Annotated in this window: 24 protein-coding genes and 1 pseudogene; 8 read left to right on the top strand and 17 right to left on the bottom strand. The window is 60.5% G+C overall.

What is annotated here, in order from left to right; translation table 11 throughout:
• Nucleotides 1-19: 19 nt before the first annotated feature.
• A complete protein-coding gene (locus DUT91_RS15440) occupies nt 20-1,132 on the bottom strand; it encodes a Gfo/Idh/MocA family protein (protein WP_114441424.1) in 1,113 nt (370 codons plus the stop codon).
• 21 nt (nt 1,133-1,153) lie between these two features.
• Nucleotides 1,154-1,858: a GntR family transcriptional regulator gene (locus DUT91_RS15435; RefSeq protein WP_114441423.1), complete on the bottom strand. Its 705-nt coding sequence runs from the start codon at nt 1,856-1,858 to the stop codon at nt 1,154-1,156.
• Nucleotides 1,859-1,966: 108 nt separating this feature from the next.
• Here DUT91_RS15435 and DUT91_RS15430 point away from each other — a divergent pair, with 108 nt between their 5' ends.
• From DUT91_RS15430 to smoA, 3 genes are read left to right on the top strand one after another with little or no spacing between them, the layout of a single operon-like run.
• Nucleotides 1,967-3,124 (top strand): LLM class flavin-dependent oxidoreductase, encoded by a 1,158-nt coding sequence (locus DUT91_RS15430; protein ID WP_114441422.1) that lies wholly within the window; start codon nt 1,967-1,969, stop codon nt 3,122-3,124.
• On the top strand, nt 3,124-4,017 hold the full coding sequence (locus tag DUT91_RS15425) for an aldo/keto reductase (protein ID WP_114441421.1): 894 nt from the start codon (nt 3,124-3,126) through the stop codon (nt 4,015-4,017). The genes DUT91_RS15430 and DUT91_RS15425 overlap by 1 nt, the downstream gene beginning before the upstream one ends.
• A complete protein-coding gene (smoA, locus tag DUT91_RS15420; RefSeq protein WP_200834991.1) occupies nt 4,014-4,544 on the top strand; it encodes an NADH-dependent FMN reductase SmoA in 531 nt (176 codons plus the stop codon). The genes DUT91_RS15425 and smoA overlap by 4 nt, the downstream gene beginning before the upstream one ends.
• A 41-nt stretch (nt 4,545-4,585) precedes the next feature.
• Here smoA and DUT91_RS15415 read toward each other — a convergent pair whose 3' ends face one another.
• The 4 genes from DUT91_RS15415 to DUT91_RS15400 all read right to left on the bottom strand — a co-directional run bounded on the left by DUT91_RS15415 (nt 4,586) and on the right by DUT91_RS15400 (nt 8,307).
• Nucleotides 4,586-5,557 carry an amino acid ABC transporter permease gene (locus DUT91_RS15415; RefSeq protein WP_114441419.1) on the bottom strand — a complete coding sequence of 324 codons (972 nt, stop codon included), beginning with the start codon at nt 5,555-5,557 and terminating at the stop codon, nt 4,586-4,588.
• A gap of 42 nt (nt 5,558-5,599) precedes the next feature.
• Nucleotides 5,600-6,880 (bottom strand): NAD(P)/FAD-dependent oxidoreductase, encoded by a 1,281-nt coding sequence (locus DUT91_RS15410; protein ID WP_114441418.1) that lies wholly within the window; start codon nt 6,878-6,880, stop codon nt 5,600-5,602.
• 73 nt (nt 6,881-6,953) lie between these two features.
• The gene (locus tag DUT91_RS15405; protein ID WP_114441607.1) at nt 6,954-7,760 is read right to left on the bottom strand and encodes a transporter substrate-binding domain-containing protein; all 807 of its coding nucleotides are present in this window, start codon (nt 7,758-7,760) and stop codon (nt 6,954-6,956) included.
• A gap of 184 nt (nt 7,761-7,944) precedes the next feature.
• Nucleotides 7,945-8,307 (bottom strand): MFS transporter, encoded by a 363-nt coding sequence (locus DUT91_RS15400; RefSeq protein ID WP_245419742.1) that lies wholly within the window; start codon nt 8,305-8,307, stop codon nt 7,945-7,947.
• A gap of 325 nt (nt 8,308-8,632) precedes the next feature.
• On the opposite strand from DUT91_RS15400, the gene gnd reads away from it, so the two are divergent.
• The gene (gene gnd, locus DUT91_RS15395; protein ID WP_114441417.1) at nt 8,633-9,649 is read left to right on the top strand and encodes a phosphogluconate dehydrogenase (NAD(+)-dependent, decarboxylating); all 1,017 of its coding nucleotides are present in this window, start codon (nt 8,633-8,635) and stop codon (nt 9,647-9,649) included.
• Nucleotides 9,650-10,015: 366 nt separating this feature from the next.
• Here the strand turns inward: gnd and DUT91_RS15390 are convergent, their stop codons facing one another.
• From DUT91_RS15390 to aztA, 5 genes are all read right to left on the bottom strand, one after another.
• A complete protein-coding gene (locus DUT91_RS15390) occupies nt 10,016-10,300 on the bottom strand; it encodes a hypothetical protein (RefSeq protein WP_114441416.1) in 285 nt (94 codons plus the stop codon).
• The gene (locus DUT91_RS15385; RefSeq protein ID WP_114441606.1) at nt 10,297-11,379 is read right to left on the bottom strand and encodes a CobW family GTP-binding protein; all 1,083 of its coding nucleotides are present in this window, start codon (nt 11,377-11,379) and stop codon (nt 10,297-10,299) included. The genes DUT91_RS15390 and DUT91_RS15385 overlap by 4 nt, the downstream gene beginning before the upstream one ends.
• Before the next feature lie 118 nt (nt 11,380-11,497).
• Nucleotides 11,498-12,439 (bottom strand): zinc ABC transporter substrate-binding protein AztC, encoded by a 942-nt coding sequence (gene aztC, locus DUT91_RS15380; RefSeq protein ID WP_114441605.1) that lies wholly within the window; start codon nt 12,437-12,439, stop codon nt 11,498-11,500.
• A gap of 34 nt (nt 12,440-12,473) precedes the next feature.
• Nucleotides 12,474-13,340 carry a zinc ABC transporter permease AztB gene (gene aztB / locus DUT91_RS15375; protein ID WP_114441415.1) on the bottom strand — a complete coding sequence of 289 codons (867 nt, stop codon included), beginning with the start codon at nt 13,338-13,340 and terminating at the stop codon, nt 12,474-12,476.
• A complete protein-coding gene (gene aztA / locus DUT91_RS15370) occupies nt 13,333-14,136 on the bottom strand; it encodes a zinc ABC transporter ATP-binding protein AztA (protein ID WP_114441414.1) in 804 nt (267 codons plus the stop codon). The genes aztB and aztA overlap by 8 nt, the downstream gene beginning before the upstream one ends.
• Nucleotides 14,137-14,273: 137 nt before the next feature.
• On the opposite strand from aztA, the gene DUT91_RS15365 reads away from it, so the two are divergent.
• The 4 genes and pseudogenes from DUT91_RS15365 to DUT91_RS15350 all read left to right on the top strand — a co-directional run bounded on the left by DUT91_RS15365 (nt 14,274) and on the right by DUT91_RS15350 (nt 18,319).
• Entirely contained in the window at nt 14,274-15,260 is a 987-nt protein-coding gene (locus DUT91_RS15365) for a CobW family GTP-binding protein (RefSeq protein ID WP_114441413.1), read from the top strand.
• A 54-nt stretch (nt 15,261-15,314) separates the two neighbouring features.
• The gene (gene aztD / locus DUT91_RS15360; RefSeq protein WP_114441412.1) at nt 15,315-16,550 is read left to right on the top strand and encodes a zinc metallochaperone AztD; all 1,236 of its coding nucleotides are present in this window, start codon (nt 15,315-15,317) and stop codon (nt 16,548-16,550) included.
• A 70-nt stretch (nt 16,551-16,620) separates the two neighbouring features.
• Nucleotides 16,621-17,035, top strand: a pseudogene (locus tag DUT91_RS15355) (Fur family transcriptional regulator).
• Between the two features lie 168 nt (nt 17,036-17,203).
• Nucleotides 17,204-18,319 (top strand): hypothetical protein, encoded by a 1,116-nt coding sequence (locus tag DUT91_RS15350; RefSeq protein ID WP_114441411.1) that lies wholly within the window; start codon nt 17,204-17,206, stop codon nt 18,317-18,319.
• Nucleotides 18,320-18,430: 111 nt separating this feature from the next.
• Here the strand turns inward: DUT91_RS15350 and nadE are convergent, their stop codons facing one another.
• The 6 genes from nadE to DUT91_RS15320 form a co-directional block, all read right to left on the bottom strand.
• Nucleotides 18,431-19,429, bottom strand: coding sequence for an NAD(+) synthase (gene nadE / locus DUT91_RS15345; protein ID WP_114441410.1), 999 nt, complete (start codon nt 19,427-19,429; stop codon nt 18,431-18,433).
• A gap of 4 nt (nt 19,430-19,433) precedes the next feature.
• The gene (locus DUT91_RS15340; protein ID WP_114441409.1) at nt 19,434-20,975 is read right to left on the bottom strand and encodes a class I adenylate-forming enzyme family protein; all 1,542 of its coding nucleotides are present in this window, start codon (nt 20,973-20,975) and stop codon (nt 19,434-19,436) included.
• 21 nt (nt 20,976-20,996) lie between these two features.
• Nucleotides 20,997-21,269 carry an acyl carrier protein gene (locus DUT91_RS15335; RefSeq protein ID WP_114441408.1) on the bottom strand — a complete coding sequence of 91 codons (273 nt, stop codon included), beginning with the start codon at nt 21,267-21,269 and terminating at the stop codon, nt 20,997-20,999.
• Nucleotides 21,259-23,235, bottom strand: a complete 1,977-nt coding sequence (gene asnB, locus DUT91_RS15330; protein WP_114441407.1) for an asparagine synthase (glutamine-hydrolyzing) — start codon at nt 23,233-23,235, stop codon at nt 21,259-21,261. The genes DUT91_RS15335 and asnB overlap by 11 nt, the downstream gene beginning before the upstream one ends.
• A 231-nt stretch (nt 23,236-23,466) precedes the next feature.
• Complete coding sequence (locus tag DUT91_RS15325) at nt 23,467-24,360, bottom strand: TIM barrel protein (RefSeq protein WP_114441406.1); 894 nt, start codon at nt 24,358-24,360, stop codon at nt 23,467-23,469.
• A 173-nt stretch (nt 24,361-24,533) separates the two neighbouring features.
• Nucleotides 24,534-25,571, bottom strand: coding sequence for a LacI family DNA-binding transcriptional regulator (locus tag DUT91_RS15320; RefSeq protein ID WP_114441405.1), 1,038 nt, complete (start codon nt 25,569-25,571; stop codon nt 24,534-24,536).
• Nucleotides 25,572-25,577: the final 6 nt, after the last annotated feature.

The following is a 25,577-nucleotide window of genomic DNA, read 5'->3' as shown; positions in this document are numbered from 1 at the left end:
GGTTGCGGCGGATGGGACATCAGACCACCCTGTAACTTGTAGCGGAAAGATCGACGGCCTTGCCGGTCGCCGCGGATTGCTGCGCGGCGAGCCCCATGGCGACCGCCCACCAGCCATCGTCCAGGCTGACTTCGACGGACTGCCCGCCACATGCAGCGCGCTGGAAGCGTTGGTGCTGGTAGAAAGTCGAACCATTGTGGTCTCCGGCGGCGAGGAGATGCGGATCGACCGGGATTTCCACGAATTTCGGGCCCTTCGGATTGCGTGGCGAGACCACCAGCTGGGCGACGGGCGGCTCACCCAGATGGTCGGGCCAGAATCGTCCGGGCCCCGGCACATGGCATTCGATCTTGCCGAGCGGGCCGACGGCGGAAATTTCCTCCTGGTAGCGGGAGCCCTCGGCGAACATGCAGAGCTCCAGCATCGCGCGGGCGCCGGAGGCAAAGTCGACAATCACATAGGCATTGTCCCAGATATCGGAGCGCTTTCCCTCGTAGACCTCATCCAGATGGTTCACGTCCTGGCCGCCCGATGCCATCACCCGCACCGGATCGGATTTGAGGATGTGCCGCATCAGGTCGAAGAAATGGCAGCATTTCTCGACCAAAGTCCCACCGGTATTGCTGTTGAAGCGGTTCCAGTCGCCGACCTTCTGGAGAAACGCAAAGCGATGCTCGCGGATCGTCAGCATGCGGATGCCCCCGGTGGCTGCCTCCGCCTCTTCGATCAGCCTGGCGACCGGCGGCATGTAGCGGTACTCCATCGCCACCCAGATGGGCGCGCGATAGCCGGCGCGCAGGGCGGCAAGGCGCGGCGCATCCTCGGGCGCGGTGAACAGCGGCTTTTCGACGAGGACCGGCAGCGCACGAATGGAAGCGATCTCTTCGAGCTGGCGCAGATGCAAATAGTTGGGGCTGGCGATCAGCAGACAATTGACCTCCTCCACCGCCAATAGTTCACCAATCGAACCTGCCATGACTGCCTGCGGCACGATGGCGGACGCAGCTCTCCGCATGGCCGGATCTGGCTCGAAGATCGCTGCCACCCCGGCATTCTCCACAAGCGCTATATTGCGCAGGTGCTCATGCCCCATCATCCCGCAACCGATAATGCCGTAATTGAGCCTGGCCATGTTTCTTCCTCTTGAAACGGACTATTTGAGACGGGCGACGTAGCGGGCGACCCCGGGATCGAACCAGGTGAGCGAGACTTCGGCCCGCGCGCCGTCCTGCGCCTGACTGACGCGGCTGACGAGCGGCACCGGAGCATCCACCGGCACGGCAAAAACATCCGGCTTCCAGTCTGGAACGGTGCCCAGTCCGACCTGATCTTCCGCCCGGACGATCCAGAGCCGGAGCTTCTGCCGATAGAAGAGGTAGAGGGATTCCAAAAGATCGTCCCTTGTGATCCGGTCGGCATAGCCGCCATCCAGCCAGATTTCCTCAAGCGCCGCCGGTCTGCCGGAGAGATAGCGTATGCGCCGGATGCGGTGCGCTTCAGCGGCGCTGCCGAATCTTGGCAGATGTTCCGGCTTTTTCAGACGCGAGACCTCCAGCACCTCCGCCGTCGGCAGGCCGCCGCCCTCGATCAGCTCGAGCCGGAACATCGCGTAGACGCTCTGTGGATCGCTGATGGCGCGGATATAGTTGCCCGAGCCCTGCACGCGCTCGAGAAGGCCCCTCTCCTGCAGTTCGGCAAGCGCCTTTCTCAGCGTTCCGACAGCCACGCCGAGCTGGCGGGCCATATCCCGCTCGGGCGGCAGACGCTCGCCGTCGATCAGCCGGTTGGCCGCGATATCGCGCACCAGAAGCTCGGCCAGCTGAATGTAGATCGGCAGACTGCCGGGGGGCTGATCCATCGCCTGACACGTCCTCCCAAACGCCGGGACTGAAAATTGATACATTATTGATTTACACAGAACTTGATGATACGCAAGAAAAAACCGCGAGGTTCGGGAGGAGCTTTCATGACGATCGTACCCGTCACATCCGCTGATCTGGACGCAGCCGAAGTGTCATGGTTTGCAGCGCTTTGTTCGGATGACTATGCATATTTGGGCGTGCCGGACGGGCGCCTGCGCTCCAGCTTCCAACACTGCTCCTCGATCGCCACAAAAGCGGAAGAGCTCGGCTTCCGCAACATTCTTTGCCCCTCTTCCTATCAGGTCGGCCAGGACACGCTTTCCTTCGTCGCCGGCTGCGCGCCCCTGACCGATCGCATCAATTTTCTCGCGGCGATCCGTTGCGGCGAGATGCAGCCGATCATGCTGGCGCGCACGATCGCCACTCTCGATCACATGTTGAAAGGGCGGCTGACGCTGAATGTCATCAGCTCCGATTTTCCGGGCGAAACCGCCGACAGCGCCTTCCGCTACAGACGCAGCCACGAGGTGGTGGAAATCCTTCGCCAGGCCTGGACGCGCGACACGATCGACTTCGAAGGTGAGGTCTACAATTTCAAGGACATCTCCACCGATCCGGCCAGACCCTACCAGCAGAACGGCGGACCGCTTCTCTATTTCGGCGGTTATTCGCCTGATGCCCTGGAACTCTGCGGCGCCCAATGCGACGTCTACCTGATGTGGCCGGAACCGAGAGAGCAGATCGCATTGAGGATGAAGGCAGTCAACGCACGCGCCGCCGCCCACGGCCGGACCCTGGATTACGGTCTGCGCGTCCACATGATTGTCCGTGACACGGAAAAGGAAGCGCGCGAATATGCCGATCACCTGGTCTCCATGCTGGATGACGAATACGGCAAGCTGATCCGCGACCGGGCGCATGATTCGACTTCGCTCGGCGTGGCGCATCAGGCCCGCGCCCGCGAACTCGCCGACACGTTCGGCTATGTCGAACCTCATTTGTGGACGGGCATCGGACGGGCGCGATCGGGCTGCGGCGCGGCCCTTGTCGGCTCAACCGACCAGATCCTGTCGGAACTGGAGGCCTATCGCAAAATGGGCATCCGCGCCTTCATTCTTTCCGGCTATCCGCATCTTGACGAGGCTGAGCATTTTGGCACCAAGGTCCTGCCGCAACTGAAGACCTGCTCCTTACCGCATGAATATGGACGCGTTCCGGCCGAAACGCCGGCGACGCCGCTTGGAAACGGAGTACGCCGCTGATGGAACGCATCGATATTGCTCCCGGAGTGAATTTTAGCCGCCTCGTCTATGGCATGTGGAGGCTGGCCGACGGCAATGATGCCTCCCCTGCGGCAGTCCAGGCCAAGGTGGAAGCCTGCCTTGAACAGGGCATCACCACCATGGACCATGCCGATATTTACGGCGGCTATACGGTCGAAGGCCTTTTCGGTGCGATGCTGAAGACAGCGCCTTCACTCCGTGACCGGATCGAGATCGTCACCAAATGCGACATCGTCGCACCCGCCGGACGCCACGCATCGGCACGGATCAAGCACTACGACACGACTGCGGCCCATATAAATGCATCCGTCGAAACATCGCTTGAGGAAATGGCGACGGATCATATCGATCTCTTGCTGATCCATCGCCCCGATCCGCTGATGGACCCCGATGAAACCGGCTCGGCGCTGGATGCGCTGGTCAAATCCGGCAAGGTTAAAAGCGTCGGCGTTTCCAATTTCCGGCCCTGGGATTTCTCGCTGCTGCAATCGTCCATGGAAGAGACACTCGTCACCAACCAGATCGAGATGAGCCTGATTGTGCCGCAAGCCTTTACGAATGGCGATCTCGCCTTCCTGCAGGAGCGCATGATCCCGCCAATGGCCTGGTCTCCGCTCGGCGGCGGTTCCTTGCTCGACGGCTCGCGGCCGACACTTCTGGCAACGCTGAAGCGGATCGGCGGGGAACAGGGCGTGGATGAAACGGCGGTCGCCATCGCCTGGCTGCTGCGTCATCCAGCCCGAATCCTGCCGGTCCTGGGCACGAACAATCTCGACCGGATTGCCCGGATCGGCGATGCGCTGAAGGTCGAGCTCGACCGACAGACATGGTTCGAGCTCTACACGCTGGCAATCGGAAAAGAGGTGCCCTGACGATGGCTGCCGCCAACATGTCATCGCATGACGAGCATGTATTCGTGCCGGACACGGCAAATGCCCGCACATTCCGCAATGCGCTCGGCAGTTTCACGACCGGCGTCACGGTGGTGACGGCGTGGGGGCCGGGCGGGCCGACCGGCATGACAGTCAACAGCTTCGCCTCGGTTTCGCTCGATCCACCGCTGGTTCTCTGGTCGCCGGCCAAGAGCTCTGCGCGGCACGGCATCTATACGACGGCCGAGCACTATGTGATCCATGTGCTCAGTGCCGATCAGGACGAATTGAGCGACCGCTTCACGCGTGGCGGGGCCGGCTTCGACGGGCTTTCCTGGTACGCGAACGGGGAAGGCGCGCCGATCATTCCGGGTACGCTGGCCCGTTTCGAATGTGTCCGCTCCACTCTGCACGATGCCGGCGATCACACGATCATCATCGGCCGGGTTGTGCGGGCTGCACACCGCGAGGGAGACCCCTTGTGCTTTTCGCGCGGCAGCTTCGGGCGCTTTTCCCGCAGTGCCTGATGCATGACATCACAGCGATTTCGTTGAGACGCTGCTTGCCGTCAGCGCCGCAATGATCGGCCGAAATGCTTTTCGATACGGGCCTGCGCAACCTCCAGTCCAATGGACAGGAGCCAGTAGATCATCGATGCGGTGATGAGCATTTCGATATGCCGGAATTCCTTCTGGCCCATCGTCCGGGCGAGATACATGATCTCCCAGACACCGATGACGGAGACCAGCGAAGAATCCTTCAGCATGGCGATGAATTGATTGCCCGTCGGCGGAATGATGATGCGCATGGCTTGCGGCAGGACGACCAGGAACATTGCATGATTGGGCCGCAGGCCGAGCGCCGTCGCGGCCTCGTTTTGTCCATGCGGTATGCTCTCTATACCAGCACGGAAAATTTCCGTCATATAGGCGCCATAGCAAAGCGACAGCGCCAGGATGCCGGCCGGCACCGCGCCGATCACATAACCGACCTGCGGCAGCCCGAGATAGATAAGATAGATCTGCATGAGGAGCGGCAGGCCACGGAACAACGATGTGTAGAAACTCGCAAGGCCGTAAATGACCCCGTTTTTCGATAGTTTGGCGATAGCCCCTATCAAGGCGATCATGGTCGCAATGAAGATCGAGATGACCGAGATGTAAAGCGTGGTAACCACGCCTTGCGTGATAAGGAAACTGATCTTCTTGGCGATAAACGCGAAACTCAGATTGAAAGAATAAAAGAACAGCAACAGCAGACAGAACAATTCGGCCCAGACAGCGCCGACCTGGTAGGTACGCGGCAGCAGGCCCAGAATTTTCCAGTTGACTGCAATAAGCAGCGCATAGGCAATCGCAGCAATGGCGCGGGCAACCTCGGGCGAACTCTCGATGCCGGGCAGCAATGCCGGAAAAAGATGGCCGATCCAGGCACCGCCGACGCCCATCCAGTAAAGCAACGCCGCCACGATCAAAATGGCCACCGCAGCCCCTATGCGTTTAAGAGTCTTCGGATAGGACAGGACGAGTGTGGCGATCATCTTCATTTCCCCAATTCAGACAGCCCGCATTTTTTGCGCTACCTACGCGCGGCGTTCCCGCCACCAATCTTGAGCCTGCAGTTTCCAATAGGTGAGTTGTGCAACCGAAAGACCTGCGATCCCGCCGGCCCATACGAGCCCGAATGGCTTGAACAGGGTGTAGCGATCAGATTGCCCGAGAATGGCCTCGGCGATGACCTTGCCGCCGATCGCGGTCGTATTGAGCCCATGACCGCCAAATGCCGTGCAGTACCAGACACCCGGCTGCAACTGACCGATCTGGGGCATCAGATGCCGGGCATAAGACATCAATCCCGACCACGATGTTTCAATTTTAAGGTCGGCAAGTTGCGGATATGTGCCGACCATTTCGCGGCGAAGCTCCGCGGCGAGGGCTGAGGATGACGCAGCCCTGGTTGTGATACGCCCACCCCAAAGCAGGCGTTTTCCACCCTCGACCACACGGTAGTAATCTCCGGCGCGCCGGTTATCGCCCACGGCATCCGTCGTCGTGATCGCGGTGCGGATCATATCCGGCGCCTCTTGCGACAACATGACATAGGTGGCGATCGGGAGATAGCTGCGCTTGAGCCGGGGTATCATTCCCGTGGTGTAACCACCCGTCGTGACGACGACATTGCGCGCCTTGACCTTGCCGTTTCTTGTGTTGACGATTTTCTCGACGCGGGAAAGGTCGGCTGCAACGGCAGTGCTGCCCTCGAATATCCTGCCGCCCAACCGCTCCACTTCGCGTGCGACGGCGCGCAGATAATTCAGCGGGTGCATGTGAAAGGCCTGCGGGTCCCGCAACGCCTGAAAATAGCGTTTCGAGTGCAAGACCGCCTGCACCTGATCCCGGTCCATATATTCGACGGTATAGTCGAACGCGCGCCTGAGATGCTCGGCGCGCTCTTTCATGGCCTGTTCGTCCCCGTAACGCAGGACACTCATGAGCCCATGGATCGGCGCAGCAGAAATGATGTTCAGTTCATCGATCGTATCGCGGACGAAGCGGGCACCTTCGATGGAAAGCCGGTGAAGTTTCCGCGCATTTTCCGCGCCCGCCATACGCGTGATCGCGTCGCCGCCATTGGCAAAACCGGGACTGACGAAACCCCCATTGCGTCCCGATGCACCCCAGCCGACGCGTTCTGCCTCGATCACTGCGACCGTCTGGCCCGCCCGCGCGAGCTGCAGCGCTACGGTCAGGCCGGCAAGTCCTCCGCCGATAATACAGGTGTCGCACTCGACAAGCCCGGACAGAGCAGGAAACGGCCCGTCATCGGCGATTGTTCGCCGATAGAAAGTATCGATATAATTCATCTGGTTTCCGGAATTCGACAGAGCGCGGGATGCGGCGCCGCTATATCTCGGCGGCGCGCGCATTATGTTGCGATCAATTGGCGCTGTAGTCCTTGCCGTACCACTTGGTCGTCAACGTCGCGAGCGTACCGTCAGCGCGCATTGCGCCGATAATCTCTCCGACCTTTGCCGTCCACTCCGGATCGCCTTTTTCGGCGATGACGACCAGCGGCTCGCGGAAGGCATAGTCACCTTCGAGGATACGGACCGGATAGCCGTTCTTCACGGCATTCTGCGCTGTTTGTTCCGGCGCAATCACTGCGTCGAGGCGAACGCCGTCGCCCAGGCGCAGATCGTCGAACGGCAGCATAGAATCGGCGAAGGTGCGGATTTCGCCCGGTTCGATCTTGTATTCGACGGGCGGCAGGCCAGGCGCGTCAATTTCGAGCTGACGGCGGATAAAATCTTCCGACGTCGTCGCCGTCTCGACACCGATGGTCTTGCCATTGAGGTCATCAACGGATTTGGCCTTGCTGTCCTTGTGCACGACATAGACATAGGGGCTGTAATAATAGACCGACGCAAAATCGATCACCTGCGCGCGGGCCTTGGTCGGCGTTACCGAACCGACACCGACGTCGTAACGACCCTGCCAGCGACCACCGGTCAGCGTCGCCCAATCTGGCGTCTCGAAAGAAACTTCGACGCCCAGGCGCTTGGCGATTTCCCTCGCCATGTCGATATCGAAACCGACCATTTCATTGTTGTCGTCCAGATAGCTTTGCGGTGGCCAGCTGGCGTTGGTTGCGACAACCATCGCCTTCTTTTCCATCACGCGATCCAGCGTCGCGCCGGCTTGTGCCGTTGTGGCCATTGCAAGCGCGACAGCGCCAAGGGTCATGCTTTTCAGAAAATTGTTCACACTATTCCTCCCAGGGTGAATACGGTGCATTGCCCCTATTGTTATTGTCGTTATGCAAGACACCAGAAGGCCGAATGTGCACCCCTTGCCAACCTTAAGCAATACTAGCCCGCGGCGGCCGCGTGCCTAAAACTTCGAAACTTGTTGCGATTTTGTGATGAGGTCATACCGCGATCACGCTGATCGACGGTTGGCTGGAACGCCGGGAGAAACCCGTTGTTGTGGCGAGAGGCAGCGCCGTGCCGTCATAAAATGCCCCCAGCGCGATCGCGAACAGGGCCGCGATGAGGCTTGATCCCGATGCGATCAGCGATGCACCCAAGCCCGCGACCTGACCGAGCGAGCGCATCGCCATGGCGTTCAGATTGCCGAAGAGCATGCCGACGGCGAAGAAGGCAGCGAAGCCGAGCGCCATGAGGACGGCAAGCGGCAATCGACCACTCCACAAAGCGGATGCGAGCAACATCAGCAGACCTGCCGAAGCCAATCCGACAAGGGCATGGCGCGCCATCCTTCTGGCCAGCATCCCTCGCATGCCTGACTGAGGAACGGGAGCCGGAAACTGTTATTTTGCCGCATTGGTGGATAATGCTTTTCGTCTATCTGTTCGTTCTGTTCATTGCCTGGTGCTGCGGCCAAGGATATCTCCCGAGCACCTTCAGGTAAAAATGTGGCTTTATCGCTGGTTGACGCTCGCCACTATCGCGGGGACGATACGATCAAAGTTGCGTCGGCCGTGTTGACAGGTATGGTTTGGCTTAACGAATAAATCCTACAAAGGACATCAAGGCATTTAGCGTCTCACGACGAGCGTGACCCGAACAATGGCAGCAGCGTAAAAAGGACAGCAGATGCAGATCGGCATGATGGGACTTGGCAGAATGGGTGCGAACATGGTTCGGCGTCTTTTGCACGATGGGCATGAGTGTGTCGTCTACGACATCAATGCTGATCAAGTCGATCTGCTCGTGGCCGAAGGAGCGGTCGGCGCGATATCGGTCGAGGATTTTGTGTCGAAACTCCGTAAACCGGCTTGTGCCTGGGTGATGCTTCCCGCAGCCGTCACAGGTCCGAACGTCGATGCGCTCGCCAAACTTATGACGGCCGGCGATATCATCATCGACGGCGGCAACTCCCATTATCACGACGCGGTGGACAAGGCAGCAGAACTGAGCGCGAAAGGCATCGACTATGTCGATGTCGGCACCAGCGGTGGTGTCTGGGGTCTCGAGCGGGGCTATTGCCTGATGATCGGAGGCCCTGCGCGCGCCATCCGGCTTCTCGATCCGGTGTTTGCCACGCTTGCGCCAGGCGCAAGCGAGCAGACCAGCCCTCAAAGTGAAAACTACCCGACCCAACAACGCGGTTATCTTCACTGCGGCCCAAGCGGTGCTGGCCATTTTGTGAAGATGATTCACAATGGCATCGAGTATGGCATGATGGCAGCCTATGCAGAAGGCATGACCATCATCAAAGCCGCTGGTTCCGGCCTGCAGAAACGGTCAGCCAATGCGGAAACCAGTCCTCTTGCGACACCGCAATATTATAAGTTCGATATTGACTTGGCCGCCGTCGCTGAAGTGTGGCGCCACGGAAGCGTCATCAGTTCCTGGCTGCTCGACCTGACCGCGGAGGCCCTCAGGCAAGACCCCCGTCTTTCAGACTATAGCGGGCGAGTCTCGGATTCAGGTGAGGGACGATGGACCGTGAACGCAGCTATCGATACGGGCGTTCCTGCACCGGTGTTATCTGCCGCCCTATTCCAGAGGTTCAGTTCGCAAGGAGGATCTGAATACGGCGACAAACTTTTATCGGCCATGCGGTTTGCGTTCGGTGGGCACCACGAGAAATCCAGGGATGAGCCCTGATTGGTTCGGCTCGGACTAAACATCGCCCGGACGCATTGCGAGTCGTTCCTTCCGGCGCCAGACGTTCTTCGAAGGTCCAGACCCCTTCCGGATATGGGAATTACGGAGACCGCGGCGCTCAAAAAGGGGCAGGATCAGCATCGAGATCTTCGGAGCCACGACCTGCCGGAACCGACGCGGAACGGTATCAGCCGGGCGGACCAGGGGTGGAGATCACTGGTATGGGCGGCGCGAGTTCGTGCTGATATCTGCCGACCATTATGACTGGCTCCGCGCCGCCGCGTAGCCAATCGCACGGGCGGCCGCCGCCGGTCGGGATGGCTATCCCTAGTTTTCCCCTAAAGGGAATTTTCTGTTTGGACAAAGTCAGTCCGGGCCGGCTTCCGCGGCAAACGCCTGGGCTATGTCGTCCTGCGTCACGTCCTGCAGTGCTTTGTGAATCGAAGCCTGGATCGTTTCCACGCCTTGCATCACCAGGATCATAGTTTCCTTTGGCGGGCAGCCTGCGACGTGGCAGGCAAGCTCGCTGACCGAAACAACCGCTTCGTCGGGAAGCTTAAGCATCTCGCGTGTCCAGGACTTTATCCCGCGGGCGTGGCTGATGACGGATGGCCCATTCCTCGCCAGAGGATTGACGAAGGCCCCGCTCATGCCGCCCCCCGCTTTTTCCTCGCCACACGCGGCGCCAGGACCTCGAATAAATCCCGGATCGGTTTGGCGGGCATCTTCTGCCCGATGAGGACCACGCGGCTGCGATGGTCTTCGTCCGGCCAATGATCGAGGCGCTGGAGCGGATACAGCCGATGTTGCACGGCGTGGGCGACGAGCGGCCGGGCAGTGTCATCGGTAAGTGCGAAGATGCCCTTGAGGCGCAGGAGACCGGAACCGATGTTGGTCGTCACGATCTGCAAGAAGGTATCGACCGCTGTGGGCGAGAGGGGCACATCATGGCTTAGGCTCATCGCCTCAATCTCATTCCCGTGCCGATCGGGATCATGGGCATGATCGTGGTGAGCAGCCAATCTTTCCATAGCGAGCCATCCGGGCACATCCTCGGCTTTGCCGGATAAGGAGTAAGCGCCGCCGCCAAATAGTCCCTCCAAATCGAAGCCCCCCTGGTGGCGATCGTGGTAGAACGCGGCCGGGTTGAGGGTCTGCAGCGCCTCTTGCCAGTCATAACGCCCGGTTGCCAGATCGGTCTTCGTCAGGACGACGTGATCGGCAAACGCGAGTTGCTTCCAGCCCTCCAGGAAACTGTCAAGTGTTGCGCGGCCGTCGAGCACATCGAAAGTCGTCACGACTCGCGCAAGATGGAAATGCCGGGCCACCACATGGTCCCTCAGCCCCATGGCAGGTGCGCCTCCAGGAATGATGCTGTTGATGATGGGCGCCGGGTCGGCGAGCCCGGTCGTTTCAATGACGACGCGGGAGACCGGCGGTATTTCCCCGCGAAGTCGTGCTTCGTGCAAGTCGGCGAGCGAACGTCTGATGTCGCTGGTGGCTGTGCAGCAAATGCAGCCCGTGGTGGTTCGGAAATAGGTTTCGGACCCCGTACGGACAAGGTCGTGATCGATGGGTATTGTGCCAAACTCATTGACGATAACAGCTGTCCCTCGCATGCGGGGATCAGCCAGCATGTCGTTGAGCAGCGTCGTCTTTCCCGATCCGAGGAAGCCGGTCAGAAGGGTGACCGGCACCGACTCGTAGAGCTGCCGCAAATCACCCTCCATTGTGTCTGGCGCGTTATGCCGCCGCTTGAACAGACCGCCAATCATGTCAAAAGGATTCCATTTGATCTGAATGTCCGCGGGGCAAGCACGCCCGGCCTGGGCCGGGCAATCCTTGTCATCAGCTTCCGAGGATAGCCGCCCTCATCGTGTTCACGTTGTAACGGAACATGTCGATATAGGTGGATGCGGGTCCGTCGCTTTTGGAAAGCGCATCCGAGTAAAGCGTGCCCCCAACCTCGATGCCCGTTTCTTTCGAGATCTGCTCGATGAGCCGCGGATTGGTTATATTTTCGAGGAAGATTGCAGACGCCTTGTCTTCCTTCACCTGATCGACCAGCTTTGCCATATCGGCTGCGGAGGCTTCCGCGTCTGTCGAGATACCTTGGGGCGCGATGAATTTCAGCCCATAATCGCGCGCGAAATAGCCGAAGGCGTCATGCGTGGTGATCACCGTCCGCTTGTCGGCCGGAATGGCGCCGATCGCGGCCCTCACCTCGGTTTCAAGTTTGCCAAGTTTCGCAATATAGGCCTGGGAATTGGCCGTATATGTCGCACAACCGGCCTTGTCCGCAGCGCAGAAGGCATCGGCAATGTTCTTCACATAGATTTCCCCGTTGTGAATGGACTGCCACGCATGCGGATCGAACTCACCGTGATGATGGCCTTCATCACCCTGGGCGTTCTCACCCTCTTCATGATGCTCCTCTTCGGTATTCTTCAGCGGCTCTATGCCCTTGCTTACCACGATCACAGGAGCTTTTGTGCCGCTCGTTTCGATCAGGCGCGACATGAAGCCTTCCAACTGAAGGCCATTCACCAGCACGACATCCGCTCCCTCCAGGGAGACTGCATCTGCCGGTCGAGGTTCATAGACATGAGCGTCGCCGTCGGGACCGACCAGCGAAGAGACCTCCACCCGGTCACCGCCCACATTCCTGGCCAGGTCGGCTATGATCGAGAAGCTGGCGACCACCTTGAGTTCAGCAGCGGATGCGCTGGAAGTAAGGCCGGCAAGCGTGATGAAGCTGGTGCAGGTCGCAAAGCACAGTGTCTTGAGCATGGAAGTCCTGAGCATAGACGTCTCCTTAGGTTGATCAGGCTGTTTTATGACGACGCGACATAAGAGCGCTTGAAAGCATCCCTCTCCTGCCGGCCAATGCGGAAAGCGCGTAGATGACGCCGGCCGTCAAAATGATGGCCGGCCCGGACGGCAACGACGCATGGTAGGACAGCAGCAACCCGCCAAGCACGGAGAAGGCTGCGATGATGATGGCTATCGCGCACATGGCGCGAACCTCGTTGGTCCAGAAGCGGGAGGCGGCGGCCGGCAGCATCATCAAGCCAACCGACAATAATGTGCCGAGCGCCTGGAACCCGCCCACGAGATTGAGGACGACCAGCGTCAGGAAGATGAGGTGGACCGGCGTTCCGATGCGGCTGACGGAGCGGAGGAAGAGCGGGTCAAGACATTCTGCGACCAGAGCACGCCAAAATATCGCAAGAGCAAGGAAAGTAATGACTGCAACTGCGGCGATGAGCGTCAGGGCAGCATCATTGAGAGCGAGCACGGACCCGAACAGGACATGCATCAGATCAACGCTTGAGCCTTTCCAGGAAACCAGCAGCACCCCGACCGCAAGTGAGATCAGATAGAAGGCGGCCATCGAGGCGTCCTCCTTCTGCACGGTGAAGCGCGAGACCAGACCTGAGCCGAGGGCCACCAGCAACCCGACGATCAAACCGCCGATCGTCATGGGAATGATCTGGAACCCGAAAAGCACGAAACTTACCGCAGCGCCGGGAAGAATGGCGTGCGCCATCGCATCTCCCGTCAAGCTCATTCGCCGCAACATGAGAAAGACACCGACAGGTGCGCAACTAACCGAAAGAACGAGCGAACCAAGCAGCGCGCGCTGCATGAAGCCATAGTGAAGGAACGGACCGATCAAATCCTCAAACATGGCCAACAACCTTATGCTGATAAGGAAGATGATCGCGGTGCACATGCGGCTGGCCGGGTTGCTCCGTGTTCTCGTCGCACCAGCCGGCCTGTTCGTCCCAGGCCTCCTGGAAGCTTCGCGCCCGCCGCAAATTCTCAAAGGTCATGACTTCTGCAGTGGCTCCCCACGCCACGGGGTTGCGCGCAATCAGCAATGTCTGAAGAAAATGCTCGCGGACGAGCGCGTGGTCATGCAGGACGCAAAGGACTGTGCGACCCTCTGACACCCAGCCTTTGATAACCTTCATGAGGTCTGCGATCGTGCGGGCGTCAACAGCGTTGAAGGGCTCGTCCAGCAGGATCAAATCGGCGTCTTGCAACATGGTGCGCGCAAACAGCGCCCGCTGCATCTGCCCGCCGGACAGACTGTCGAGGGGACGCTTTTCGAAACCGGTCAATCCCACCGCGCCAAGACAACCGGAAAGACCAGCCCTGTCCCTAGACGTAAGTCTCCCGAGCAGGCCGCGCTTTTGCCAATAGCCGAGGGAAACGAGGTCGATCACCCGCGCCGGAAAGGTCCTGTCGATCTCGGATTGCTGCGACAGGTAAGCGAGACGCTGATAACGGGTTACGCAAGTGCCGCTGATCGGCTTCAAAATGCCGGCGATACCCTTCATCAAAGTGGATTTACCGGACCCGTTAGCCCCCACGACTGCGGTCAATGAGCCTCGCTGCACCTCTCCGCTCAGGTGATGAATCGCGGCATGGCCGTGATAGCCGAGCGTCAGGTTCTTGAATTCCAGGCAAGTGTTGCTCATCGCGTCCTCGGGGATTGACAGCGACTGCATAGGTAATGTTATTACATTCGTCAATTGAAAATGTAACGTAATAACGTTTTCTATATCCGGTATGGCGATGACAGGCCGCTAAAGTGCCGTCAACTCAGGAGGTCCCAATGTCCAAGTTCGAACCCACCCCCGTCACTGTTCTGACAGGATATCTTGGTGCCGGAAAAACGACGCTTCTCAACCGGATTCTCACTGAGCCCCATGGGAAAAAGTTTGCGGTCATCGTCAATGAGTTTGGCGCGATAGGCATCGACAATGATCTCATCGTCGAAGCCGACGAAGACGTGTTCGAAATGAACAATGGCTGCATCTGCTGCACGGTGCGCGGCGATCTTATCCGTATCATCGAAGGCCTCATGCGTCGCCGCGACCGGTTTGATGGCATCCTCATCGAGACGACCGGATTGGCGGACCCTGCACCGGTGGCGCAAACCTTCTTTGTCGATGAAGACGTTCGATCAAAAACGCGGCTGGATTCCATCATCACCGTGGTGGATGCCAGGCATCTCCTTGGCGAAATCGACCAGGCGCATGAAGCACAGGAACAACTGGCCTTTGCCGACACGATCATTCTCAACAAGACCGATCTGGCCACCGAGGATGAGCTGGCAGCCGTTGAGCAGCGCATTCGAAGCATCAATCTCACCGCCAGGATTTTAAGGACCCAGCGCTGTGACGTCGATATCGCGAGTCTTCTCGACCGGAAGGCTTTCGCTCTTGAACGGATTCTGGAGGTCGAGCCCGATTTTCTCGACGAGGCGCATGATCACGAGCACGACGATCATGTGACAAGCTTCTCGCTGGTCGAACGCCAGTCGATGGACCCGGGCAAGTTCCTGTCCTGGCTTCAGACGATCGTGCAGGCCTTCGGCGTGGACCTGCTGCGATTGAAGGGGATCATCGCGTTTGCCAACGATGACGACCGCTTCGTTGTCCAGGCCGTCCATATGTTGTTGGAGGGCGATCACCAGCGTCCGTGGAAGGACGGCGAAGAACGCGTAACACGCCTTGTCTTCATCGGGCGCAATCTGCCCAGGGACGTCATCAGCGACGGTTTTGCCAAATGCCGCGCGGTCCCTGAGACCGTCGAGTGACCGTCGAGTGACCGCCGCCTGGCAGAAATCAGTTTCAACCAAGGAAGGAACCCCATGACACTGTCTATCCCCCCAAAACGCCTGCTGGCAGCAGTTGCCGCGAGCATCGTCTTTGCCGCGCCATCCGCGCTGGCCGACGACCACGAGACAAGGAAGGCCTGGCGTCTGTTCGTTGCCGATCATGCACAACCCGTAGTCCGCGCCATCGATTTCGCAGACGGGAAGGAACTTGGCCGCTACGATTTGAAAGGCCATGCCACCTTGACCGCAAGTGCCTCTGGCCTGACCGTCTTTGCGGCGCAACCCGATCATGACATCGTTCACGTCATCAAGACTGGTATCGAGTTCTCCGACCATGGCGAGCATCGCGATCTGGATGTTTCAGATGTCGCGCTTCTTCCCGTGACCTTCGAGGGCCCGCGCCCGTTCCACGTCGTCCCACATGATGATCATGCAATTCTGTTCTACGACCGCGGCGGCAAGGCGGACATCATCGATGAAGCGGCTCTCCTCGAGGGCAAAACTGACGTGAAGACGGTGGACACCACCAAACCCCACCACGGCGTTGCCGTGACGATGGGGCGCCATGTCCTTGTATCTGTTCCCGATACCGAAGCTGAAACCAAGCCGGACGAATTGCCGCCTCGCGTCGGTCTTCGTGTCGTCGATGAAAAGGGAGAGCAGGTTGGCGACCTTGCCAAATGCACCGATCTTCATGGCGAAGCCACCTCAGCCCGTCTTGCCGCCTTTGGCTGCAAGGAAGGTGTTCTCGTCGCCCGGCCGGGGGGCCTTGATGGACCAAAGCTTGAAATGCTCCTCTACCCCTCCGATTTTCCTAAAGGCCACACCGGCACGCTTTTGGGCGGAAAGGCGATGCAGTTCTTTCTGGGGAATTACGGTGAAGACAAGATCGTTCTCATCGACCCCGATGGCGAGGACCACTTCCGGCTGATCGAACTTCCGACGCGCCGCGTTGACTTCCTCCTCGACCCGGCGACGCCGCGCAACGGCTACATCCTGACAGAAGATGGCGACCTGCATGTTCTCGACGTCATCAAGGGCGAGATCGTTCGCAAGGCCAAGGTCACCGAACCCTACAGCAAGGACGGCCATTGGCGCGATCCGCGACCGCGTCTTGCCGTAGCTGATGGCCAGATTGCCGTCACCGATCCCCGGCACTCACTTGTGCGGGTTGTCGATGCGAAGACATTGAAGGAGACCCGCACCATCGCTGTCGAAGGTCAGCCCTTCTCGATTGTCGCTATCGGCGGCTCGGGTGCTTCGCACTAAATAGACATCGTGATCCGGAGCAGCTTCGGCGCCTCCGGATCACTCACTGTATTATCCGCTGGAGATGACGATGCCGTATGCGGTTTATGCTGACAGCCGGAAACTGACCCGTAACCAGAGCCTCGTGCTCTCGGTATTGCAATCGTCCAACCAGCCGCTCAGCGCCTATACCATCCTGGATCGTTTGCGCCACGAGGGCCTCAAGACGCCCCTTCAGATCTATCGTGCACTCGACAAGCTGCTGCAAGCCGGGCGGATGCACCGCCTGGAGAGCATGAACGCCTTTGTCGTCTGCAGCCATTCGCGGTACGGTCAGATCCATCCCCGCATCACCGCTTTCGAAATCTGCGAGGCGTGCGGGAAGGCAGATGAATTCCACGTCAGCGAGATCGAAGACGCGTTGATGCGGCACCGCCAGAAGCGGTGGCTTTAAAATCAGGGCCAGCACAATTGAGGTCCATGGGCTTTGCGCCGATTGCGCGTGACCAACCTCATCATCTTACCGATTTCATTGTTGCATAGGAGGCATGGTGCCCAGGAAGCTACGTCTGCTTCAAGCTCCGTTTACCTCTGTGGCGTATATGGAGCATTTTACCGGGGAGTGCAGAAGATGGCGTCACAGCGCGGTTCGCGTGCTCCATGGGGTTGAGGCCATGACACTCATCCGTCCGCTGGAGGCGGCCGACATTCCGGCGGTGGCGGGACTGTTCCAGCGCATCTTCCGGGATGCCAGACAGCCCACGCCGGAAGCCCTGGCGGTCTATCTGCGCCGGCTCTACCTGGAATTTCCCGGGCGCGATCCGGAGATCAATCCACTTGTGCATTTGAAGGACGATGGCGGCATCTCTGGTTTCATCGGCGTCACGCCCCTGAGGATGACTTTTGAGGGCAAGCCGCTGCGCGCGGCGATCTGTGGCTCGCTGATGGTGGAAAACCACGAAAGCGATCCGATGGCTGGCGCGCGGCTGCTCAAGGCATTCCTCGCCGGGCCGCAGGATATTTCGCTCAGCGAGACGGCGAGCGAGGTCTCGGCCGCCATGTGGACAAGGTTGCGTGGCGTGCAACTGTCGCAATACAGTCTCGACTGGATCCGCGTGATCCGGCCTGTGTCTTTTTTCACCCACCTCATTTCCGCAAAAGCCCGCGCCGCCCGTATGTTTTCACCGCTTGCCGGCAGGATCGACCAGACTTTGCGCGGACGCATGGAAGCGGACGCCCTGCACTGGTCCGGCCTTTCGGACAAGTGGAAGCGCGCCGGTGGCTATGGCACGGTCCAGATCACGCGGGACGAGTTTGCCGGGTTGATAGCACCCCTCACCGCCCATTTCCCGCTGCGCCCGGACTGGGCATCTGACCAGCTTGAGCAGATCCTTTTGGATGCCGAGCGAAAGGAAGAATACGGACCGGCCACCTTCTGCCGGGTCGAGACGAAAACCGGCAAGCCGGTGGGCGCGTTCCTCTATCACAGCACGCCCGGCGCAATTGGCCGGGTGCTGCAAGTGCTGGCGCTGTCCGGCCATACCGGAGCGGTGATCGACAGCATGCTTTCTTATGCCGCGGAACAGGAGCTGGCGGGACTGCGTGGGCGCACCCAACCTGCCCTGCTGGAAGCGATGCTTGGCCGGCGCATCGCCTTCACGCATCTGGCCTCGACCGTGGTCCATGCGCGCGACCCGGAGATCGTCCGCGCGTTTGAGGACGGGAAGGCCTTCCTGAACGGCATCGCGGGGGAACATTGGAGCCGGCTGATCGGCAGCCGGTTCGAGTGATGACATCAACCTCGTCTCGCCGTCTGCGGAGACCGGTCCCGCTTTTCAAATAGTCCCGGCTGGCCATCCCGGAATGAGCGCGAAGGGGCAGTAACTCGAATGGCCCCGGGTTCAGGCCGCAACCTCCCCTACCTTCTCCACCAGCAGCGGCTGAAGGTGAAGATAACGGGTCGCCTTGCGCTTGGCCGCGATGTCGGCCCATACGCTTCGGACCTGCTCCCCGGTGAGTGAGGCTGCCTCTGCCACCGCGCTTACCGGGATGTCGTGGTTCAGGCCGTAGAGGCACAGGTCCATCCGGTCGTAGGGCAGCGAGAAGTAGAACTCCTCCTGCGTCTGTGCCAGCGAATAGGTGTCGGTGGTGGGCGGGCGTCGGCGGACATCCTCCGGCACGCCCAGATATTCAGCCAACTGATAGACCTGTGACTTGTAGAGATGGGCGATCGGCTTCACGTCCGCCGCACCGTCGCCGTTTTTCACGAAGAACCCCTGATCATATTCCAGTCGGTTGGGTGTACCGATCACCGCGAAGTTAAGCCTGTCGGCATGGTAGTACTCGATCTGCTTGCGCGTGCGCTGTTTCATGTTGGTGGCGGCGACGATGCCGAGATAGACTTCCGGCGTCATGCGGTGTTTGCTCTGCCGCCCCTGCGGATCCTGCACGACCAGCCAGGAGATGTTGTAGCCGGTGCCTTCGAGCGCATTGGAGATGACGATCTTCGACGCCCAGCCGGGGCCATATTCAGGCACGAGTTTACGAATAAAGCTGTCGCGCCGCTCATAGCATCCCATGGCAAGAAGCGCCGGGCCGATATCCTCCACAATTCCTTCGATGCCGAAGGTTTCGGCGACCAGTCGGCCAAGGCGCAGGCTTTCGGGATCGGAATCGTTCTCAGGCATGAAAAGGCAGCAGACATTCTGCGCACCCAGGGCTCGCGCAGCGAGCGCGGTCGAGACGCTCGAATCGATGCCGCCGGAAACACCCAGCACGAGGCCACGCTTGCGCAGCGAGCGCAACTGCTCGCGAAGCGCCTTTGCGATCCGCTCCGTTTCGGCGGCTGGATCGATGGCAAGGGCTGCGGCGGAGAAGGATGTGGCGGCTTCAGGTTTCATTCGGCTAACGTGCTCCCATGTGCTCGGCCGCAAGCCTGCGGCTGACCTTGCCCGAGTCCGTCCTGGGCAATTCGCTTACGAATTTTACCATCTTCGGCACCATGAAATCTTCCAGCTGTCCTGCGCAGTAGCGGATGACTTCGCGCTCTGTGAGCGCCGGATCCGTGGAGACGACCATGGCCGCGATGACCCGGTCCAGCACTGGATCGGCCACGCCCGCCACCACCGCGTCCGAAATGGCCGGATGGGCGTGAAGAACAGCCTCCACCTCCCGGGGCGCAACCTTCTCGCCGCGTGTCTTGATGATGTCGTCCTTGCGGGCGACGAAGTAGAGGAAGCCTTCTGCATCCCTGCGGAAGAGGTCCCCCGTGTAGAGCATCTTCTCCCACGGGTTGAAGCCCGGTCGCAGCATACTGGCCGTCGCATCCTCGTTGCGCCAATAACCCTGCATGACATGTGGGCCGCGGATCACCAGCTCGCCCACTGTACCGGGCGGAACGGGCTGGCCCTTCTCATCCACCACGAAGGCTTCCGTATTGGGAATGGCGACGCCGACCGAATCCGGCCGCCGGCCAATCTCCTCAGGTGGGAGATAAGTGCAACGCATGCATTCCGTCAGCCCATACATGGAATAGAGCTCGGCACCGGGGCACAGCTCGCGCAGCCGTGCGATGTGCGGATGCGGCAGGGCCGCAGCCGCATTGGTGATGTAGCGCAAGCTGGGCAGGAAACCGGGCTCTAGATCGCGCATCTGCATGATCATGGCCGCCATGGTGGGCACGAGGGGCAAGCCCGTCACCTGCTCCTTGCGTATCAGCTCGAAAATCGCCTGCGGGAACGCGAAGGACTTTTCGATCACCAGCGTGGCGCCGAGCTTGACGGCCGCGAAGAGCTGCGAGAGCCCGTAGTTGAAGGCGAGCGGCAGCACGTTGAGGATAATGTCATCAGGCGTGTTGCGCAGATAGGTGGTGATGGAGGAGGCCGCGGCCTCCACATTGCGGTGCGCCATCATCACGCCCTTGGGGCTGCCGGTGGAGCCGGACGTGTAGATAAGCATGGCAAGGTCCATATCGACCCCGCCATGGCGTACGGGAACCGGCTTGTCCTCAAGGCACTGCGTGAAGGAAACGGCGCCCTCCGGCAGCGCACCTCCCGGCCCTTCGGTGGAGATGAGGATGAAGGGCTGACCGCAGAGCGCGCGCGCCTGGCTTGCGGCGGGCATCAGCTTTGCCTGGGTGAGCACCGCGGCAGCCTGGCAGTTGTCGATGATATAGGCGAGCTTTTCCGCCTTGGTGGAGGCGTTGACCGGGCTGAAGATGGCGCCGGCCTTGAGTACGGCGAAGATCGAGACTGCAGCCTCCCAGCAATTGTCCATGAAGACCAGCACACGGTCGTTCCGACACACGCCCTGAGCCGCGAGTGCAGCCGCGAGACGATCGGAAAGCGCAGAGAATTCGCTATAGGTGAGCCGCCGCGAACCGCTGATCAGGGCCGGTTTGGCTCCATGAAGCGATGCGCTAATGCGCAGGAATTCCTCGATACGCATTGCTGCCCTCCCGTCACCCGCTCAGGCGGTGAGCGACGCCTTCTTATCCGTCCTGGCGCTGACGAAGGCCGCGATCCGGTTCAGCGAATCGAGATTTGCCGGAACGATCTCGGCATCGGCCATAGTGACCCCGAAACGCTCTTCGACGAAGGCGACAAGTTCCAGCACGCCAGTGGAATCGATGATGTCGTTCTCGATCAGCGAAGCGTCGTCGCCGAGTTGAAAGGACGTGTCGCCGAAGAGGAAATTTTCGACAATGAAGGCCCTGACCGTATCCTTGATGCTATCTGCCATTTCGATCTCCAAATGAGCTTGATGGGGCCTGTGAGGCGCGAAGGCGTGAACCGGTAAACGTCTCCAGCCAGAGCTGGGACGAGAGAATGCCGACGAAAGCGGCGTTATCACGGAAGCCGGAAAGCGGTTGCTGCCGGCTCTTGGCGAAGAGCTTTGTGACCGAAGCGGGGTTGAAAAGGCCGCCGGCGGCAAGCTTCTTCACGCTCATGGCTTCCCGAACATAATCCTTCTCGCCCGCTCCGGTGAAAGACTGGCTGTCGGGAGCGCGGTAGGGCTGCTTGGTGCGGCGCAGGATGGTTTCCGGCAGGAGATCCCTGGCCGCCTCGCGCAGGATATGTTTCTCAACCAGGCCCTTCAGCTTCATCTCGGGCGGGAGCGTGGCGGCGAATTCCACAAGCCGGTGGTCGAGGAAGGGGAAGCGCCCCTCGATGCCATGCGCCATCGCCATGCGGTCGCCCTGGCTGGACAGGATGTAGCCGGGCAGCAGGAAACGTCCCTCCAGATACTGCGCCTGGTGCAACGGGTGCCAGCGGGGAAATTCCGCCGGCAGGCGGGAGGCAAGCTCCTCCGTGGCGTCATAGCCGGCAAGCGTGGCGCGTAGGTCGGCGGAGAAGAAGAGTTTTGCCGCCCCGGTCGCGCGGATGCGGGGCTTGTGCGAAAAGAGCGGATCTTCTGATGAATCCGTGCCCGTGCCGAAGAAGGCGGCGAGATAGGCGGCTGACTGCCGGTTGAGGCCCGGCAGATAGGGATAGAGCTTGCGGAAAAGATGCGGACGGATGCGCGAGCCCGGCTGGCGCGCACAGAAGCGGCGCACCCGCGCCTCCTTGAAGATGTCGTAGCCGGCGAAGACCTCGTCGGCCCCCTCGCCTGTCAGGACCACCTTCAGGCCCTTCTCGCGCACCAGCGCGGAAAGCTTGAAGAGCGGCGCGGGCGCGGTGCGCAGGATCGGCCGCTCGGTGAAGCGGATCACATCCGGAAAGACCGTGGCGATGTCGCCCTCCCCGCAGCGCACGGTCGCATGCATGGTGCCGAGTGCCGTCGCCACCTCCTCCTGGAAGGCGCTTTCGTCGTGCTCCGCGCTGTCGAAGGCGACGGAGAAGGTATGGAGCGTCTCCGGCGTCATGCCCGCGGCCAGCGCCGAGATGACGGAGGAGTCGAGCCCCCCCGAAAGATAGGCGCCGACCGGCACGTCCGCACGCAGGCGCAGGCGCGTGGCATCGGTGAGGAGCGCGCGCAGCTCTTCCGCCGCTGCGCGCTCGTCGGTGTGGCGGCTCCGCGCATCAAGATCCGGGAAGCAAAGAGACCAGTAGGGCCGGATCGCCTGCCGGCCTTCCTCGACGAGCATCATGTGCCCCGGTTCGAGCTCATGGATGCCCTTGAAGGCGGTACGCGGGGCGATCGGCGTCCAGAGCGTGAATATCTGGTCGAGCGCGAAGGGGTCCATCTCCGCCTCGACGCCGGGCACTTGCAAAAGCGCCTTCACCTCCGAAGCGAAGAAGAGCGTATCTCCCACAGTCGTGTGGAAGAGCGGCCGCACCCCCATCCGGTCGCGGGCGAGAAACATGCGCCGGCGGCCTGCATCCCATATGGCAAAGGCGAAATCGCCGTTGAGTTCGGCGAGGCAATCCGGCCCCTTCTCGTCATAGAGATGGAGAAGGACTTCCGTGTCGCTGGAGGTGCGCAAAACCCTGCCTTTGGCGCGCAGCGCATCACGCAGTTCGACATAGTTGAAGATTTCGCCGTTGAAGGCGATTACAAGCCGCCCGTTATCGAGGGACATGGGCTGCTGGCCGTCCGTGAGACCAACAATGGCAAGACGCGTGTGGCAGAGGCCCGCGCCAGCGAGCACGGCGACGTCCCGCTCGTCAGGTCCGCGGTGCGCGACAGCTGAAGCCATCCGCTCAAGCAGCGGTTTCACCTCGGCGTCAACAAGGCCTGAACCGAAATATCCTCCAAAGCCGCACAAATCTGAATGCCCTTTTTCCCCAATGCATTCAGTAACCCAAGCACCTTAACAATCGATATACCAGCGCCCGACTTATCCGGCATTCCATATTTGCCGAAACGGCAATAAAATGCCGGTTTGTTTCATCTCCCGAAAGACCAAAGGCTCGCCTGCTGAGACAGACAGGCAAGGCGATCGTACGGCGGCAATCAGTCACCCCCCGCGCGTATCGTCACAACGGCTTGAGCTGCCTCACTGAAAAGCGCGCGCAACACCGTCGCAGCCTTGAGTGCGGCCGGTCATACGGTCCACAGCCGCACCGATGAAGGCCATGCTGGCGGCAATTTCCTGCCCGGGCGCTTGCAGATCATGCACTTCGCGCGCGAAGGCCTCGAATGAAAGGGGGCCGCGATAGCCGCCATCGAGCAGGATCCGTATTTGGTCGGCATTGCCAAGTCGATCCTTCTCATCGACCAGCCCGCGATGCGCGTCGAGCATCTGCGCATGGCTGCGCGCCGGATCAGCAACGCCCGAGATATGGACGAGGCCGGTCAGTCCGGGAAAGAATGTGTCTTCGCCCGCGAGCGCATGGTGGAACGTGTCATGCACCAGCCGGAAAACATCGCCTCCGCCGATTTCGGCCATAGCCTCCGACGCCTCGCGCTTGGAGCGCAGGGAGCAGATCTCGAACCCAAGCGGCTCGACCAGCCCGACAAGGCCGCGTTCCGCGAGGATCGGCTTCAACGCCTTCAGCGCCTCGCGCAGGTTGCGCTGGCGCTCGCCGTCCGCCTGACCGGTGCCGTCATTGACGGGAACCAGCACCAATGCCCTGGCGCCGCTCGCCTGGGCATAATCGGCGAGCTCGACGGCCTCGGCGGCGCGGGCCGGCGTCCACTCGTTGAAGCGCTGCAATGCGTTGATCGAGATGATGGTGACGCCAGCGTCTTCGGCAAGACGGCGCGCCTGGCCGGCTGATACCGTGCGGATATCACCCTTCCCCGGCCTTCCCTCTTCCGAAAGATCGTTGCGAATCTCCACCTCTTTGATGCCGAGGGTGGAGGCAAGCCCGAAAAGCTCAGGCATGCCAAGGCCAGGCACCGTCATGTGATTGAGCGCGAAACGCCGCAAAGCTGTGCCATAGGTCATCGATAATCCTCCCAGAACCGATAGACCGCCACAATAGATGGCGGCCGATATAGATGGCCTATCCAGCGCAGGCCCCACATCAAAGTCAATCGGCACGCACAATCCCGGATTCAAATCCTATCATGGCTGATGGAATGCACACTGGTGTTGACGGATTCCCCTCATGCGAAACTTTAGATCGTTTCGGAAATATGCATCTCGAAGGGAAGGAAGATCTGTCCTGGTGTATCCGCCCCTCCGGTCTCGATCGACTGCGCCATCTGGACGACAAGATCGCGCGAGAGGCGCTCCAGCGGTGTCGCGATCACCAGCGTGATGAGACCTTCGGCAAGTGCCGCGCGGCTGTCTGGCGTGATCTCGTTGCAGACCGTGACGAGGCGGCTTGCACGGCCCAGGCCCTCCTCGCGGAACGCGGCGATCGCGCCCTCCATGCCCCCGCCCGCCAGATAGAGGCCGGCGAGATCGGGATAGCGCTGCAGGAGATCGAAGCTAGCCTCCTGCGCGATATGATGATCATCGAGATTGACAATCGTATCGATGATTTCGAACTCCGGCGCGTGCTCGCGGAAAAACGTGCGGAAGCCGATTTCGCGCAGTTCGTGACCGTGGAACCGGTGGCTGCCGACGAAAATCGCCACTTTCCCCGGCTTTTGAGCCGCCTTGGCGATCATCCAGGCAGCAGTCCGCCCGACCTTGCGGTTGTCGAGGCCGATATAGCTTTCGCGCACGCCGGAGGCGAAGTCGGAAAGCAGCGAGAAGACGGGAATGCCCTTTTCCCTCAGATCGGCAACCGTTGCCGTGATCGTCGGATGATCGACGGAGACCATGGCGATGGCTTTGCAGCGCGTTGCCATCTCCTTCAGCCTGGTGGCGATCTCCACCGGCGTGCGCGTGACGAAATGATCGAGGTGGGCGGTGCCGCGAAAGCCCTGGGCTGTCTCGACCGCGGCCTTCAGTTCACGCGCGAACGCCTGGTAGAAAGGCTGATCCGGCCGCTGCAGAATGAAGCCCAAATGATAATGCGGCAGGTCGCGCTGCAGCCTTTGCCGGATCAGCCCCGCCGCATGATAGCCGATGGCATTGGCCGCCTCATAGACGCGGCGCGCTGTCTCCTCGCGTACCGGCAACCTGCCATTGAGCACCCGGTCAACCGTGGCGACGCTGACGCCCGCCTCTGCAGCCAGATCGACGATGGTCGGACGCTTCGCCATGGAGCC

It is taken from the genome of Paramesorhizobium salinisoli, assembly GCF_003335045.1.
GTDB classification, from domain to species: domain Bacteria; phylum Pseudomonadota; class Alphaproteobacteria; order Rhizobiales; family Rhizobiaceae; genus Paramesorhizobium; species Paramesorhizobium salinisoli.
The sequence above is the reverse complement of the archived record's forward strand: the minus strand, read 5'-3'. Positions and strand labels throughout refer to the sequence as shown.

Excerpts from the sequence above, each read along its gene's own strand:
- DUT91_RS15440 (WP_114441424.1), bottom strand. The coding sequence starts at position 1,132 with ATGGCCAGGCTCAATTACGGCATTATCGGTTGCGGGATGATGGGGCAT.
- DUT91_RS15435 (WP_114441423.1), bottom strand. The coding sequence starts at position 1,858 with ATGGATCAGCCCCCCGGCAGTCTGCCGATCTACATTCAGCTGGCCGAG.
- DUT91_RS15430 (WP_114441422.1), top strand. The coding sequence starts at position 1,967 with ATGACGATCGTACCCGTCACATCCGCTGATCTGGACGCAGCCGAAGTG.
- DUT91_RS15425 (WP_114441421.1), top strand. The coding sequence starts at position 3,124 with ATGGAACGCATCGATATTGCTCCCGGAGTGAATTTTAGCCGCCTCGTC.
- DUT91_RS15415 (WP_114441419.1), bottom strand. The coding sequence starts at position 5,557 with ATGATCGCCACACTCGTCCTGTCCTATCCGAAGACTCTTAAACGCATA.
- DUT91_RS15410 (WP_114441418.1), bottom strand. The coding sequence starts at position 6,880 with ATGAATTATATCGATACTTTCTATCGGCGAACAATCGCCGATGACGGG.
- DUT91_RS15405 (WP_114441607.1), bottom strand. The coding sequence starts at position 7,760 with ATGACCCTTGGCGCTGTCGCGCTTGCAATGGCCACAACGGCACAAGCC.
- DUT91_RS15400 (WP_245419742.1), bottom strand. The coding sequence starts at position 8,307 with ATGCTGGCCAGAAGGATGGCGCGCCATGCCCTTGTCGGATTGGCTTCG.
- gnd (WP_114441417.1), top strand. The coding sequence starts at position 8,633 with ATGCAGATCGGCATGATGGGACTTGGCAGAATGGGTGCGAACATGGTT.
- DUT91_RS15390 (WP_114441416.1), bottom strand. The coding sequence starts at position 10,300 with ATGAGCGGGGCCTTCGTCAATCCTCTGGCGAGGAATGGGCCATCCGTC.
- DUT91_RS15385 (WP_114441606.1), bottom strand. The coding sequence starts at position 11,379 with ATGGAGGGTGATTTGCGGCAGCTCTACGAGTCGGTGCCGGTCACCCTT.
- aztC (WP_114441605.1), bottom strand. The coding sequence starts at position 12,439 with ATGCTCAAGACACTGTGCTTTGCGACCTGCACCAGCTTCATCACGCTT.
- aztB (WP_114441415.1), bottom strand. The coding sequence starts at position 13,340 with ATGTTTGAGGATTTGATCGGTCCGTTCCTTCACTATGGCTTCATGCAG.
- aztA (WP_114441414.1), bottom strand. The coding sequence starts at position 14,136 with ATGAGCAACACTTGCCTGGAATTCAAGAACCTGACGCTCGGCTATCAC.
- DUT91_RS15365 (WP_114441413.1), top strand. The coding sequence starts at position 14,274 with ATGTCCAAGTTCGAACCCACCCCCGTCACTGTTCTGACAGGATATCTT.
- aztD (WP_114441412.1), top strand. The coding sequence starts at position 15,315 with ATGACACTGTCTATCCCCCCAAAACGCCTGCTGGCAGCAGTTGCCGCG.
- DUT91_RS15350 (WP_114441411.1), top strand. The coding sequence starts at position 17,204 with ATGACACTCATCCGTCCGCTGGAGGCGGCCGACATTCCGGCGGTGGCG.
- nadE (WP_114441410.1), bottom strand. The coding sequence starts at position 19,429 with ATGAAACCTGAAGCCGCCACATCCTTCTCCGCCGCAGCCCTTGCCATC.
- DUT91_RS15340 (WP_114441409.1), bottom strand. The coding sequence starts at position 20,975 with ATGCGTATCGAGGAATTCCTGCGCATTAGCGCATCGCTTCATGGAGCC.
- DUT91_RS15335 (WP_114441408.1), bottom strand. The coding sequence starts at position 21,269 with ATGGCAGATAGCATCAAGGATACGGTCAGGGCCTTCATTGTCGAAAAT.
- DUT91_RS15325 (WP_114441406.1), bottom strand. The coding sequence starts at position 24,360 with ATGACCTATGGCACAGCTTTGCGGCGTTTCGCGCTCAATCACATGACG.
- DUT91_RS15320 (WP_114441405.1), bottom strand. The coding sequence starts at position 25,571 with ATGGCGAAGCGTCCGACCATCGTCGATCTGGCTGCAGAGGCGGGCGTC.